This is a genomic window from Cupriavidus neocaledonicus, from assembly GCF_000372525.1.
Lineage (GTDB): Bacteria > Pseudomonadota > Gammaproteobacteria > Burkholderiales > Burkholderiaceae > Cupriavidus > Cupriavidus neocaledonicus.
This window is the reverse complement of sequence record NZ_AQUR01000052.1, coordinates 1-14,864: the sequence shown is the minus strand read 5'-3', so window position 1 is coordinate 14,864 and position 14,864 is coordinate 1. Positions and strand designations below refer to the sequence as shown.

11 protein-coding genes and 3 pseudogenes are annotated in these 14,864 nt (G+C 53.9%); 10 read left to right on the top strand and 4 right to left on the bottom strand.

What is annotated here, in order from left to right; genetic code table 11:
* Positions 1–192: pseudogene (locus A3AG_RS31140) on the top strand (IS256 family transposase); the annotation flags it as partial.
* Between the two features lie 71 nt (positions 193–263).
* On the opposite strand, the pseudogene A3AG_RS0101035 reads toward A3AG_RS31140, so the two are convergent.
* From A3AG_RS0101035 to A3AG_RS32750, 3 genes and pseudogenes are all read right to left on the bottom strand, one after another.
* Positions 264–1,276, bottom strand: a pseudogene (locus A3AG_RS0101035) (IS3 family transposase); the annotation flags it as partial.
* A gap of 86 nt (positions 1,277–1,362) precedes the next feature.
* Positions 1,363–2,994 carry a nif-specific transcriptional activator NifA gene (nifA, locus tag A3AG_RS32760; protein WP_012354669.1) on the bottom strand — a complete coding sequence of 544 codons (1,632 nt, stop codon included), beginning with the start codon at positions 2,992–2,994 and terminating at the stop codon, positions 1,363–1,365.
* A gap of 463 nt (positions 2,995–3,457) precedes the next feature.
* A complete protein-coding gene (locus A3AG_RS32750) occupies positions 3,458–4,390 on the bottom strand; it encodes a LysR family transcriptional regulator (RefSeq protein ID WP_012354667.1) in 933 nt (310 codons plus the stop codon).
* Between the two features lie 175 nt (positions 4,391–4,565).
* Between A3AG_RS32750 and nodB the strand changes: the two genes are divergently transcribed.
* The 9 genes from nodB to cysC all read left to right on the top strand — a co-directional run bounded on the left by nodB (position 4,566) and on the right by cysC (position 13,550).
* Positions 4,566–5,276 (top strand): chitooligosaccharide deacetylase NodB, encoded by a 711-nt coding sequence (gene nodB, locus A3AG_RS32745; protein WP_012354666.1) that lies wholly within the window; start codon positions 4,566–4,568, stop codon positions 5,274–5,276.
* A gap of 412 nt (positions 5,277–5,688) precedes the next feature.
* Entirely contained in the window at positions 5,689–7,041 is a 1,353-nt protein-coding gene (nodC, locus tag A3AG_RS32740; protein ID WP_012354665.1) for a chitooligosaccharide synthase NodC, read from the top strand.
* A gap of 63 nt (positions 7,042–7,104) precedes the next feature.
* Positions 7,105–8,019, top strand: coding sequence for a nodulation factor ABC transporter ATP-binding protein NodI (gene nodI / locus A3AG_RS0101025; protein ID WP_012354664.1), 915 nt, complete (start codon positions 7,105–7,107; stop codon positions 8,017–8,019).
* A 3-nt stretch (positions 8,020–8,022) separates the two neighbouring features.
* Positions 8,023–8,811: an ABC transporter permease gene (locus A3AG_RS0101020; RefSeq protein ID WP_012354663.1), complete on the top strand. Its 789-nt coding sequence runs from the start codon at positions 8,023–8,025 to the stop codon at positions 8,809–8,811.
* A 103-nt stretch (positions 8,812–8,914) separates the two neighbouring features.
* A complete protein-coding gene (locus A3AG_RS32735) occupies positions 8,915–9,640 on the top strand; it encodes a sulfotransferase (protein ID WP_081479546.1) in 726 nt (241 codons plus the stop codon).
* A 108-nt stretch (positions 9,641–9,748) separates the two neighbouring features.
* Positions 9,749–10,342 (top strand): NodA family N-acyltransferase, encoded by a 594-nt coding sequence (locus A3AG_RS32730; protein ID WP_012354661.1) that lies wholly within the window; start codon positions 9,749–9,751, stop codon positions 10,340–10,342.
* Between the two features lie 90 nt (positions 10,343–10,432).
* The gene (nodS, locus tag A3AG_RS32725; RefSeq protein WP_012354660.1) at positions 10,433–11,056 is read left to right on the top strand and encodes a nodulation methyltransferase NodS; all 624 of its coding nucleotides are present in this window, start codon (positions 10,433–10,435) and stop codon (positions 11,054–11,056) included.
* Positions 11,057–11,070: 14 nt separating this feature from the next.
* Positions 11,071–12,792 (top strand): nodulation protein NodU, encoded by a 1,722-nt coding sequence (gene nodU, locus A3AG_RS32720; RefSeq protein ID WP_012354659.1) that lies wholly within the window; start codon positions 11,071–11,073, stop codon positions 12,790–12,792.
* A gap of 161 nt (positions 12,793–12,953) precedes the next feature.
* A complete protein-coding gene (gene cysC, locus A3AG_RS32715; RefSeq protein WP_232348030.1) occupies positions 12,954–13,550 on the top strand; it encodes an adenylyl-sulfate kinase in 597 nt (198 codons plus the stop codon).
* A gap of 205 nt (positions 13,551–13,755) precedes the next feature.
* On the opposite strand, the pseudogene A3AG_RS31130 reads toward cysC, so the two are convergent.
* Positions 13,756–14,864: pseudogene (locus A3AG_RS31130) on the bottom strand (IS4 family transposase); the annotation flags it as partial.

The window sequence follows — 14,864 nt, the reverse complement described above, 5'->3', positions numbered from 1 at the left end:
ATCAACGCGCAGCTGCGCAAGATCATCAAGACGCGCGGTCACTTCCCCAGCGACGAGGCGGCGACCAAGCTGCTGTGGCTGGCGCTGCGAAACATCACGGTGAAGTGGGGCAGTTCAACCCATGACTGGAAGGCTGCCATGAACCAGTTTGCGATCCTCTACGAGGAACGCTTCACCCACCCTTATCGTTAAGATATTGCTGGCTCACCGTTCCATCGACGGTGAGCCTTTACCTGCCCTGCACACAAAAAAACTGACAGGCCCCGCCACACGCGCTCCATCTTCAGGTTCAGGAAGAACCGCTCCATCACCGCGTTATCCCAACAATTGCCTTTTCGACTCATGCTGCAAACGATCTGATGCCGTCTCAGCAAAGCCTGATACTCTGCGCTCGCGTACTGACTGCCTCTGTCCGAGTGCAGCACCAGTCCTGGTCCTGGCCGACGCTGCTGCAGCGCCATGGTCAGCGCCGACATGACCAGGTCCGTCGGCATGGTCGGCGCCATCGCCCAGCCCACGACCTTGCGCGAGTACAAGTCCAGCACGACAGCCAAATACAGCCAGCCCTGGGCCGTGCGGACATAGGTGATGTCCGACACCCAGGCCCGCTTCGGCTCAGCCACGTCAAATTGACGATCCAGCACGTTCTCGGCCACTGGCAGAGCGTGCTTGCTGTTGGTCGTCGACACGAACTTACGCTTCCAGTTCGTGCGCAGCTCTGCCTCGCGCATCAGCGTACGAATCCGGTACCGGCCAAGGCGCAGCCCTTGTGCCCTCAGCGCATGCATGACACGCCGGCTGCCGTAGCTCGCGCCGCTGGCAGCGAACGCCGCTTTGACGTGGGTCTGCTCCTGCAGAGCCTTCGTGCTCGGCTTGGCGCGGCGGTGCGCATAGTAGCCGGAGCGGCTCACCTGCAATACCCGGCAGGCATCACTGACCGATACGGCCTCCTGTTGCAAATGGGCTACCAGGCGGTAGCTCACTTTAGTTCCCGTGCAAAGAAGGCCGACGCTTTTTTTAGCAGAGCATTGTCCTCGCGCAGTTGCCGATTCTCCGCCTCCAATTGCCGGATGCGCTGCTGTTCTGCCGTCAGCGGCTTTCCCACCCCAGGTCCACCAGCGCACTCCGCATCATACTGCGCGATCCAGCACCGAACGGCCGACTCACCAAGCTCCATCGACCGGCAAACTTCGCTCACCGATAGGCCTTGGTCTCGTACCATCCGTACTACTTCCAGCTTGAAGCTGGCGTCAAATTGTCGGCGCCTTCTTGTCATCTATCTTTTCACTCGTCGATTACGGATTATCCTCCTATCGACCTGTCCAAGGACATTAGACCACCGCAGGCAGCGATATTCTGCCATCAGAAACGGCGAAGCTCGATCCCGTTCTTACGCAGCGCGTAGCCAATCTGCCGTGGCGTAATACCCAAGAGCCGCGCCGCTTTTGCCTGCACCCAGCCACAGCGCTCCATGGCCCAAATGAGTCGCTCTCTCTCGCCTTGAGGTCTATCGTTCCTGCTGGGCAGGGCAAATCTGGCGCTCTCGTGACCTGCATCTACGGAGACTGTAGGAGTGATCTCCTCGCTCGCTGCAGCGTTTGCCGATCGGCCCGGACGTACGGCGTCTTCGCGCTCGATGTCATGCAATCCTTGGGTTAGACACTTATCCATCTCACACAGGAATGAGAGCCGATCAATGGAATCGTGGAGTGCCATCGTCGCGGTCCTCTCAACGCAGTTCTCCAACTCACGTACGTTACCGGCCCAGTAGCAACCCGAAAGCACGCTCAATGCTCCTTCTGTGAAGCGCAGCGACCTGCCGTTGTCACGGTTGAATCGATCTAAAAAGTATTGCGCCAAAGCCGGGATGTCCTCGCGGCGCTCACGTAGGGGTGGCAGACGAATGCTTACCACATTAATGCGATAATACAAATCTGCTCGGAATTCACCCTCTTTGACCATCCGTTCGAGGTTGCGATTTGTCGCAACGATTAGCCTCACATCAACCCTTACAGGCGTGGCCCCTCCTACGCGCTCAAACTCCCTTTCTTGCAGAACCCGCAACAGCTTCGCTTGGAAGGACGGTGAGATATCGCCAATTTCATCGAGAAATAGTGTGCCGCCGTGCGCTAGTTCGAATCTACCTTTCCGTTGCGATTGCGCCCCCGTGAACGCTCCCTTCTCATGGCCAAACAGTTCGCTCTCCAGGAGAGTCTCTGAAAGCGCCGCGCAGTTCACCGAAACGAATGGCTGATCATTACGCCGAGACAAGCTATAGATTGCGCGTGCGATCAATTCCTTTCCCGTTCCGCTTTCACCGCGCAAGAGTACTGTCGCCCTCGCCGGGGCGACTTGATGGACTTGCGCAAACACCCTCTGCATCGATGGGGAATGGCCTACCGCGTTCTCTATATTGCGCAAAGGATGATGCTCCTTCTGTGGACGTCTACATACCTGTTCCCTGTAACCGCCCTTGTTCATCGCCTCGCGATTAAGCAGCAGCGCTTGCCCCATCGGCGCTGCAACAACTTTCATAAGTTGAAGATCGTTAGCAAAGGCGCGCGTTCCGTCTCGATTCTCACAAAATGCGACCAGCACCCCGAGCGGACGGCCCTCATGCCGGATAGGAGTTCCCAGGAGAGCGATATGATCACCGTCCAATTCATTAGCAGTTCCGAAGCGGTCCGCGAGAAAATGTTCGTCGTGAATCTCAGGGACAATGATAGGCGAATCACTTGAATGAATGCGGCCCACGACTCCCTCATCGGGAAGAAAGCGTACGCGCTCGCGCCAGCCCTCCGAAAGTCCCGTGGAACAAAAACCAGCTAGATATCCACCCGGCTCCGCGACGGCTATGAAGGCGGAGCGCCATCCTAGCGCAGACGAAAGATGCCGTAAGGATCTGTCCAACGTCTGCTCAGCATCCCGCGACGAAACTAGTGTCTGCACTACCTCGTACACCAAATCGAAATCGTTAGCATAGAAATGCGGCATGGATTTAAACTCCCCGGGATGGCTCGTCAAACGCCGTCAGCAAACACGACTAGGTCACAACGACACATTAGTTTGCTGCGCGCTATGGCAAGTTCGAACGATGCCGCCAAGTGGGCGGACATCTACAATGTCAACAAACGGACAATATCGCAGTGGCGATGTCGGAGGGACACGGAGGACAACAACGCCTCTCTGTGCGCGCATAGGATACTAACTGAAAAAACGGCGCCTTTAACACAATCCTGCGTTGACGTCGCTCCGACCATCGAGGTCGTCTTATGCTTAACGCCTCATATGAGGGGTTGCACACCAACAGGGGTAGAAAGCGCGCGAAGTATGGGTAGAGCCTCATCTGCCGGTGCATCGTAGTTCTGAAACTTGTGCCCTGCTGGATTGAAGGGATCTCAATACCTACGAGATTGAATACAATTGGCACCTCTTGTGACTGCCCGGACATCGATTATCAGTCAGACTTCTTCGCGTCAACACTAGCCAAACTTTTTGCCTCTTCCAATAGCACCTGGCGCATCCAAATGCTTGCTGGATCGCCGGTATGTAACGCAGGCCATTGGATAGCCTCCGTAAACGAGGAAAGTGGCAGCGGTACATCGACAATCCTCAAAGGAACCACTTCGCCAAAATACTGAGCTAGTCGTAGTGGCAGTGTTGCGATGCGATCGGTACGGGACAGCATCGGTGGGATCAGGTCAAAGGTTGGTACAACAATCTCTTCCCGTCTCTTGAATCCCAGCTCAAGGAGAAAAAACTCCTCTATCGAGGGCCGGCGTGAACGTCCGAACCTTACAGTCACATGCCCCATCGAGATGTACTTTTCCAAAGCGAGTCTTCGGGACAGCTGCTTATTTGTCGGACAACCTACGCACACAAGCTTCTCTTCAAAAAGACGCGCCTTGGGATGTGTATCACTCAACAACAACTCCGGTAGTATCAGGAAATCAACATCGCCTCGTCTGAGCAATTCGCCAGGTTCATCGTCAGGAAAGAATAGCTCGAAGCTAACGGAAGGCGCCTCGCATGCGACGCGCTTCATGACCTTCTTAAAGTAGACAAGTGTCATGAAGTCCGAAAGACAAATTCTGAAACGTCGTTTCGACTTAGATGGCAGGAATACGTCACGCGAAATGATCGAGAGCTGGACGTGCGATAGTGCTTCACGGACGGGACCGGCAAGTTCCATCGCACGAGCAGTCGGAACGAACTCCCGCCCACGCATAACAAAAAGACTGTCACTGAAATAGTCTCGCAGCCTCGCGACAGCTGCGCTCATAGCGGGCTGACTTAGGTTGATGCTATGCGCCGCGGCTGTCAGATTCCGGTGCGTCATGAGTGCGTCAAGTGCGACGAGAAGGTTCAGGTCAAGGCCTTTGAAGCGCATATGGAGCCATCCACATCATCGATGATTGATATCGAAACAATCGATTGTACAAATTTGCGCCGCTGACGCAAAGTTGTGGCGACTAACGATTAGCAGATCTCCGTGTCCCATTGCGGACGGCGCACTTTGAGACCGAAGGCATAGCGTGCAAACCACAAAGGTAACGTAACGAATCATGGCTGAAAAGGTGCACAGCGAACCATCGGAACGTTTGTCTTGGCCGAGGAAAATTCGAGAACGTGATGCCAAAGTCAAACCACGTAAGGTTTTTCTTACATTCGATGACGGGCCGAATCCGACATGGACACCGAAGATCTTGGACATATTGCGCCAATTTCATGTCCCCGGCACGTTCTTCGTCCTCGGAGCATACGCAGCGGAACATCCGGAGCTAATTCGGCGAATGATCTCCGATGGACACGAAGTTGCCAACCACACGATGACGCATCTCGATCTGTCCCAATGCAACCGCGATGTGTTGCGACGCGAAATACTCGATACGAATGTAATCATCACCAAGGCCTCCCCTGGCCTAGCTGTGCGTTTCTTGCGTGCACCGTATGGAATATGGACTCCTGAAGTATGCGTCGAAGGAATGAATGCAGGTCTTACACCGCTTCACTGGTCGGTAGACCCTCAAGATTGGGCCCGCCCGGGAGTTGATCTGATTGTCGATACGGTCTTGGCGACCGTAGAGCCGGGGGCAATCGTGCTATTGCATGATGGCAGTCCACCGAACGAATTGGCATCACGCCCGTACACAGCATCACGAGAGCAAACCGTGAGGGCGCTTCCTCGGCTAATTTCGGCGTTGAAGGAACGTAACTTTGTGATCAGCTCACTGCCCAAACTACGCGGACAGATCAATCCAGTACGGACTGCCTAAGAACCTGTTATCCCACATAGACCCCGAGACGAATGTGTTCTCCACTACCCCTGGGTCGTCTTCTAGGGAACATTTATCAAAAGTTCATCTCGTCGGACGTGAGTACATCAGGAATTACTGACACAAGAAACAGATAGTACTGAACCAAGTCCCCGCCTTTCCCCATTGGTAGGCATTGCTCCTAACGCTAACATCAAATCAAGCAGCCGGCTCTCTTACCTCATATTGTACTCGCCGCGCCTCAGTTCCGAAATTTATACATCAGACGTCGCGTGCTTCCAACCGAACCGCGTCGATCTGAGCTTAAATGGCGCTCATAACTCGCCTCGGATTTTCATCTGATTCTCTTTGCGGATCAGCGTAGTCTTGTAATCTGAAAATTTCTTAACGCCCCCCTGACAAAACGACAAAGATGAATATTCCGGCCGCAATCAACACGACTTCTGTTTTATTGTACGCACTCCTATCCACCATTTATAAGAGCGCACAGGTTCTGCATAGTCGACCAACACGGTGTACTCCTGCGTCAACCAAGGTCGTTGATCCGGAATGGCGGCCGGACGTCGACGTTATTGTGCCCTGCTTCAACGAAAACCCGGCCACGCTCAGAGCTTGCCTTACTTCAATCGCAAAGCAGGAGTATGCCGGAGTATTGAACGTTTATGTAATTGATGACGGCTCAAGTAACCGTGATGCGTTGGGCGCGGTCTACCGGGACTATGAGGAAGATCCGAGGTTTAACTTTATTCTTCTTCCCAAGAACGTGGGTAAACGTAAAGCACAGATCGCCGCAATACGTTCCTCGTATGGAGAGCTCATACTTAACGTCGACTCAGATACGACGCTGGCCCATGATGTCGTAAAAAACCTTGTACTCAAGATGCGGGACAGATCGATTGGTGCCGCCATGGGACAGTTGACAGCCAGTAATCGAAAGCAGTCGTGGTTGACTCGATTGATCGACATGGAGTACTGGCTCGCATGTAACGAGGAGCGAGCGGCTCAGGGAAGATTTGGCGCCGTTATGTGCTGCTGCGGTCCTTGTGCGATATACCGTCGCTCCGCGCTTCTTCGTCTTCTTGACAAATACGAAACCCAGTTCTTCCGGGGCAAGCAAAGTGATTTTGGTGAAGATCGCCATTTGACGATTCTCATGCTGACTGCAGGCTATCGAACAGAGTATGTTCCTAACGCTATCGCGGCTACTGTTGTGCCAGATAAGCTCATACCGTATCTTCGACAACAGCTCCGGTGGGCACGCAGCACATACCGTGACACGCTCCTCTCGCTACGTCTGTTGCCCCACCTCAATGGCTTTCTTACGCTGGACACCCTTGCGCAGAACGTTGGTTCGCTATTGCTAGCGATCTCAGTCATCAGTGGACTTGCACAGTTTGTGATGACGGCAACAATTCCTTGGCCGGCGTGCATAACAATTGCCTCAATGACGTTCGTTCGGTCCACCGTAGCGGCTATTCGCGCTCGACAGCTGAGATTTTTTGGATTCTCGGCGCATACCCTGATCAACCTGTTCCTTCTACTTCCGGTGAAGGCCTACGCATTGTGCACGCTCGGAAATAGCGATTGGCTGTCGCGAGGCGAGGCATTAAACAGTTCGCACGATAAGTCCGTCTATCCATCATCGGAATCTCCGGAAAAATATACAGCTGGCGAAACGCATTCAACTTCTCGTTCTGAAATTACTGGTAATAAATGTTTGCCCTCTACGTGCGTGACATCGGGAAATGAATATTATACCGAGTAGGATAGATATTACTTGTTCGAGCTTCCTTCAGTAGACAACAACACACTTTTATTCCCGAGCTTCATGTCCACCGCAGCGATCGAGTTCTCCGGCGTTAGAAAGTCATATGGCGGCAAGCCTGTCGTCAATGATCTATCCTTTTGTGTGAAAACTGGCGAATGCTTTGGCTTGTTGGGCCCTAACGGCGCTGGTAAAAGCACGATTGCTCGAATGGTTCTGGGAATGGCAATGCCTGACGGCGGCACGATCACAGTCTTGGGAGAGCCCGTACCAATACGAGCACGCCGAGCTCGCGCTCGCATCGGCGTAGTTCCGCAATTCGACAATCTGGAACCAGGATTTACGGTACGCGAGAACCTGATTGTCTTTGGACGCTACTTTGGCATGACCACAGCCGAGATCGAGGCGGCGATTCCATCTCTGCTTGAGTTCGCGCATCTTGAAACAAAATCCCATGCTCGCGTCACGGAACTGTCAGGCGGCATGAAAAGGGCATTGACTATCGCGCGCGCCCTGATCAATGATCCCCAACTTCTGGTAATGGACGAACCCACAACCGGCTTGGATCCTCATGCGCGCCACCTGATTTGGGAGCGATTACGCTCGCTGCTAACGAAGGGCAAGACTATTCTTCTCACTACTCACTTCATGGAAGAGGCGGAGCGGTTGTGCGACCAGCTTTGCGTAATAGAGGACGGATGCAAGCTCGTTGAGGGAACTCCGCAGGGTCTGGTCCAGAAACAAATCGGTACCGAAGTGCTAGAAGTATATGGCGGCAAACCACACGAGCTGCGTTCATTACTAGCACCCTACGGTCCCCGCACCGAGGTAAGCGGCGAGACGCTGTTCTGCTACGCCTCCGATTTGGAACAGATTCGGGTACCTTTACGCGAGCTTTCTGGCCTGCGCGTCCTACAACGCCCCGCAAATTTGGAGGACGTATTCCTGCGGCTAACCGGACGTGAGATCAGGGAATAAATAATGCGTGACGTACTCATGATGACTTTGCCCGCGAACGCTTGGAACTGGCGTACGGTATGGCGCCGTAATTTCTTAGCATGGCGGAAGGCTGCTCTCGTTTCCCTAATTGGCAATCTTGCAGATCCAATGATGTATCTGTTCGGCCTTGGCTTCGGAGTTGGGGTACTGATAGATCACGTTGAAGGATCTGCATATATTTCGTTTCTGACAGCCGGTATGGTTGCTGCGAGTGCAATGACTTCCGCAACGGTCGAGACAATCTATGCGGCCTTCTCTCGGATGCACACGCAGCGCATGTGGGAAGCAGTCCTGTGCACAAAGCTTACGGTTGGCGACGTCGTACTCGGTGAAATGACGTGGGCGGCCAGCAAAGCCCTATTGGCAGGCACCGCGGTGGCTGGGGTTGCCGCAACATTGGGCTATGCCGATCTCTCGAATATTTTTTTACTAATACCGGTCATTGTTCTAACTGGCTTCGCATTTGCAAGCCTTGCTATGGTCCTCGTCGCGATTGCGCCGAGTTACGATTACTTTGTGTTCTACCAAACGCTTGTCCTCACACCGATGCTTTTCCTGAGTGGTGTCATTTTCCCAGTAGAACAGTTGCCAGGGGCCCTTCATCTTGTTTCGAGAGCCCTTCCACTTTCCCATTCCGTCGAACTCATCCGCCCCGCGATGCTTGGACGCCCGTCGGCGAGCGTCGGTCTGCATGTGTCCGTACTTTGCCTTTACGCAATAGTGCCCTTCTTCCTATCGACAAACCTTGTTCGCCGGCGTCTGATGTCTTGATGATCGCATCGACACTCTGACCAGGATGAATTTGAATATAGGTCAAATCCTTCTACCGCCGCTAACCACTTGATGTATATCTGTGCAACTCTTTAGCGAAATCATGCCAACAGCCGCACCATTCGTAATCCTTGGGATGCCCAGAACAGGTACGCACTATCTGGAAGAATTGCTGAATTTGCATCCAAATGTGTCGAGCAACGGAGAATTGCTCAATCCGTACGATATGAACTGGCCAGATAATAGCCGACTCCTACGTAGCGATAGGGACCTTCTTGAGCTAGCTTATCAATATTACCCTACCCGCTCTGGAAAGACGGCGCTCACCCACGTTGGCTGCAAGATTAACCAACCGCAGTTCCGCGAGCGGCCAGGATTCTTTGAAACCTTGATCGGTTGGCCACATCTTCGCGCGATATTTGTCCGCAGAAATTCTCTGGAGTCGCTGCGATCCCTCGTTCAGGCAAGGACAAGTGGTCAATGGCTACAGTACGGTACGTGCCACTCCTTGGCCGTTCCACCCAACGTAACGTTGACCATCGATGAATGCGAAGCCTACTTCAGGATCGCTGACGACTTCCACACTCTCGTCGCGAATTCCTTTCAGCGAGATCGGATTATGACTATCGACTATGAGGATCTACTGCGCGATCCAGCCCCCTGCCTCGACGCAATTTGGTTCTTCCTTGGAACATCTCCGCACGCATGCTCAGTACGCACGGCCCTTCGGCGTCAGGAAATGCGACCTCTGCGAGAGACGGTATGCAACTTCGTGGAGCTAAAGCGCCATTTCAGCGGGGGGCCGCATACAAGCTATTTCGAAGCCTAGAATGGCTCAAACCATCGCACGAGCAATGCGTAGTTTTGTGCCTCAACTTAATTAATTGGTCGCCAGGTGACTGTGGTTGGCCTATTACTCTTCCAATAGGTTACTTTTATGTCGTCGCCAAAAGTTCAGTGGAAACTACGCTGGGAAAATGATCTTGAACTCTCCGACCATTTGGAATTGGCTGAGTTTTTCAAAGCGACCTACGGTCCGACAGGGCCTTTCAATGCGAAGCCGTTTAGTGGCGGTCGAAGTTGGGCAGGCGCACGGCCTGAGCTCCGCGCCATAGCTTACGATTCTCAAGGGATTGCGGCACACATGGGTGCACTTCGACGATTCATCAAGGTAAATTCAGCCGATGTGCTTGTGGCCGAACTAGGTCTATACGGAGTTCGGCCGGACCTTGAAGGATTCGGAATTAGCCATTCCATCCGCGCAATGTACCCCGTGCTTCAAGAGCTTCGCATACCGTTCGCTTTCGGGACCGTCAGGCACGAGTTGAAAACTCACTTTTCCCGATTGTGCCGACATGGACTAGGAACAATCATCGAAGGAATTCGTGTGCGCTCAACTCTCTCGAACGTCCACTTGGATTTGCCGTCTACTCGGGTAGAGGATGTCCTCGTCGTGGTTATGCCAATTAACAGTTCGTTGCAAGAATGGCCAAGCGGCGAAACAATCGAACGCAACGGACCCGAGCTATGAAGACAGTTCTACTGGATTGATTGGTAGGCGATCTTCGAGCAGAAGGAAGCCTACGTTATGGTCCACTATTAGGAACCGAAAGATTTTCCCATGCTTTCAAACCTAGAATTGCTGCGTCGTGAACTAAGTACAGATGACCCCTGGCGCCTCGACACTAATCCTTACGAACAGGAACGTCACAGACATATGCTTCGATTGTCACTCGCGCAGGGCCGAGTCACTAATGCGCTCGAAGTGGGATGTGCTGCGGGGACATTCACGGAGAAACTTTTGGACCACTGCCAACGGCTCACAGTCATAGATGTTGTTCCGCAAGCGATAGCTCGTACTCGCGAACGACTGAAGGAGCCAGCGAACACTACGTGGATCGTTTCAGACGTCAAAGAGTTCTCGACACATGACAAGTTCGATCTAATCGTGGTCGCTGAAGTTCTCTATTATTTGGATAACCTTGAAGAAATGCGTTCTACGATTCTAAATCTCGCAGGAATGCTTGCGCCGGCCGGACAGTTGGTATTCGGATCGTCACATGACGACAGTTGCCGGAGATGGGGCCACATTGCTGGTGCAGAAACTGTGCTTGCTATGCTCAGAGAAGAGTTGACTGAAGTTGAGCACGTTGAATGCAAAGGACAATTGCTCACTGAGGGTTGCTCGCTAGCACGATTTCGCAAATCTCCGGACGAATCACAACACACACGTTTACCGAGTTAGAAAGAGGAAATAGCATGCGGATCTGCGGGATCAAGCTAACGCACGACGGGGCCATCGCCGTGGTAGAAGATGGGAAATTGATTTTTTGCATCGAGCAGGAGAAGCGAGAGAACAATAAGCGCTATCAGGAAATCGAGAACCTTGAGGAAATCGCTCTCATTTTGGCGGAACATGGGCTGAACGCTGTGGATATCGACCAGTTCGTCATTGATGGCTGGGACGGAGACGTGGAGTCTAGATTCCACGTCCGTAGTGGATCTGTTCCGATGAGTCTAAAGGGCGCACCGTATGCTGAGAGCGACGCCAATCACCTCCTTGCCTCCCTTGACGGCGACGGTTTGGTGGTCGGCGAAGGTTCATTTCCGTACAAGAGTTTTCCTCATGTGTCAGGGCACGTAGCGGCCGCATACTGCACCAGCCCGTTTGCACAAAAGGAGCAACCCGCCCTTTGTCTGGTTTGGGATGGCGGCATCGTCCCAAGGCTCTACCATGTGCAGCGTGATGGGGCACGCCGCGTTGACTGCCTTTTCCCCCTCGTTGGCCATATCTATGCGGCGGCGGGTCACTACTTTGGTCCCTATAAGAAACTAGGCGGAGCAGAATGGGATCTCGGCGTGGCAGGCAAGCTCATGGCTTATATTGGGCTCGGGTCCGTCGATGAAAGTATCGTATCTGTATTTCACAGCCTTTACGACGATCACTTCGCTGGTAACAGCGAGTTGGCGCGCAGCTATCGTGCGAATATTAGGGCACCTGAAGGCTCGTTGAAACCCGTCCGTGATTTTTTCGAAGCTAGCGTGCCTCGACTTGAAGGGAAGCTTCACCAAGATGTGCTTGCCTCCTTTCACGTCTTCCTCGAGCGCCTTCTCGTTCATGAAATCGGAATGGCGCTGCAGCGTCATTCAATACAAGTTCCGCAAAACCTGTGCATTGCTGGGGGATGTGCGCTAAACATCAAATGGAATAGCGCATTACGTGAAAGTGGCTTATTCGCTGCAATATGGGTCCCTCCGTTCCCCAACGACAGCGGCTCGGCAATTGGTGCGGCTTGCTGTGCGATGGCTGCGGACCAGGGATTCATACCGTTGGAATGGTCCGTGTATAGCGGGCCTTCCGCAAAACTTGGCGTCGTCCCTCCGGGATGGACTGCGTTTCCGTGCACGATTTCGGAACTCGCCCGCATACTTGCAGATAACAAGCCAGTCATTTTTCTTGCCGGTCGTGCCGAATTGGGCCCTCGGGCTTTGGGCGGAAGAAGCATTTTGGCAGCCCCAACTTCGGCTGCAATGAAACATCTTCTGAACGATGTCAAGCATCGAGAGCATTTTCGTCCGGTGGCGCCAATATGCCTTGAGGATAAGGCAATGTCCATCTTTGAGCCTGGTACTCCGGACCCCTACATGCTTTTCGACCATCTAACGCGTAAGGAATGGCGTGACAAGATCCCTGCGGTCGTGCATCTTGACGGTACTGCTCGTTTGCAAACCATCCATAGAAGTTCTAAACATCCCGTAGCAGAGCTTTTGGTCGAATATGAGAAGCTAACAGGTATTCCTTTGCTCTGCAACACAAGCGCGAATTTCCACGGCCGAGGATTTTTCCCCGACGCTGCTTCCGCTTGTGAATGGGGGCGCGTGGAACAAGTTTGGTTCGAGGGTATTCTTTGGAGAAAGACGGAAGGAAGCAGCACAACATTGAATGTGGACGAAGCAGTAGTGCGTTCCAAAGGAGCATAGACCCGATATTGGCGACATCGCTCCCGACGTAGCTACGCGTTTCAGAGGTAGACGTTCAACTAGCTTCGCCCAATTTGCACGTGGACTTCGCAGGACGCGTTTGCAAGCCGGGCGCCCGTGTTGTTTGCAAAGTCCAATTTCACACACGTATACGAAATATGATGAGCGATGCTCGCACTCCTCACCTTTACATCTACGACTTCGGAGTCGGTCCGGAATCGAGAGCGCAACTGCTTGGTCAGGCCCCGTCCATCCTCTGGTTCACAGGCCTCTCCGGCGCAGGGAAATCGGCAATTGCCGACCGGCTTGAGGCAGCCCTGCATGCGTGCGGGCGGCTCACTTATATTCTTGATGGCGACTCAGTCAGGCGTGGCCTTTGCAAAGATCTTGGCTTTGACAAGGAGGATCGACGCGAAAATGTTCGGCGCGTGGCTGAAGTTGCCAAACTTATGGCCGACGCCGGCATCGTAGTGCTTGTATGCCTTATCTCACCCTTCCATTCCGACCGAGAGCTTGCTAGGTTAATTGCGGGGAAACATGTCTTTGCTGAAGTTTACGTTCACGCACCATTGGCCGTAGCAGAGGCTCGCGACACTAAAGGACTATATCGACTTGCCAGACGGGGGGCGATCCAAAACTTCACCGGCATTGATTCGCCATATGAAAGACCAACAAGTCCCGATATCTTCATCGACACATGCACAATGTCTATCGATGAAGGGGCCAATATGGTATTGGACTGGGTGTCTCGTCATTAAATATGTTGAGAAGGTTGGAACTTGATAGTGTGATTCCGACCCTATATCAAGCCCCTCGGGGGTTAAAAGTGTCTCGCGTCGAAGACGCAAATGCACCTCACACCCCAAAAGGAGTTTTGCGTATACGCCACCCAAGACTACCTGTGATTAAGTTTTGGCAGTGGGCGACAGAAGCCGACCTTTAGCGCATTTGGTTACACACATCTCAGTCGTCAAGTTCACGGGCGTACCGAAGACCGGCGGCGAAATCCACCACTCGCTGCAGGCCTTGCCAGATAGTCTTGACTCCGGGTTCGCCGTCGCCTTTGCGCGCCAGGAAGCAGCCGAGCATAGCGACCAAGCGCACGACCTCATTCAGACGCGGTGACGTCTTCGGCGGCTTCTTCTTGTCGAGATTGAATGCCGCGCGCCATTCATCGCGCTCGAACAGCAGCCCTGCATCCAGGTCCGGGCAAGTTCGACCCAGTCGCATCAACCGAGCGATGCGCCATGCCACCACCATGAACAGCGCCAAGGCACGCTCAAGCCGTGCCATCGATGCAAGTTGCAACGCCTCGACTCGACAGCCGTTCTTGAGCACATGAAAGAACAATTCCACCTCCCAACGCGCGCGGTACCAGTCAATAAGCTGCGCGGCCGCGTCAAGGTCGTTCACCTCGCGATTACTCAGCAGTCGCCATTCAATCGGCTTGACGCCTGCCGGCGGGTCGACCTCCCGGGCGACAATACAAGTGGCACTCACCACGCCGCCTGCAGCGTCAGGCAACGCAACACGTTGCGCCCACACCTGCTGCCGTACCGCGCGCGCCGGCTGAGCCTGACGGGCTGCCAGCGTGAAGTGAATCCTGCCCACTGGCTCACCCGCAGTTACTTGCTCCCACAGCTTGCCGCCGCCAGGCAAGGTGCGATTGTGCTGCGAGCGCAGTAGCCAATCCGCCGGGTGGCCCAACTCCTTTGCCTTGATCATCAACGCCATGATGTCCGACTCTCTGTCAGTCACATAGACGAGTCGCGTGGCAGGCAGTGCGGTCGCCTGTTCGGCAACCCGCTCATATCCTTCGGTCCAATGGTACTTTCCTTGATGCCGGGGCGAACGCCATCCGCACCCTTGGGCTCGCGCGCCCNCATGTAGGCGTCAAGCACGCCCAGCGGTTCGCGCGCTGGCGTTACCGCGTAAGTCGGGTGCAGATATAGCNCACGTTGCGCCTCATACGACAGCGGTCCCAGGCCTGCGATGGCCTGGCCGTTAAAGTCCAGCTCCGTCGTGTCTTGGATGCATAGCACCACTTCGCAAGCTCGCATCCGCTCGGCTGA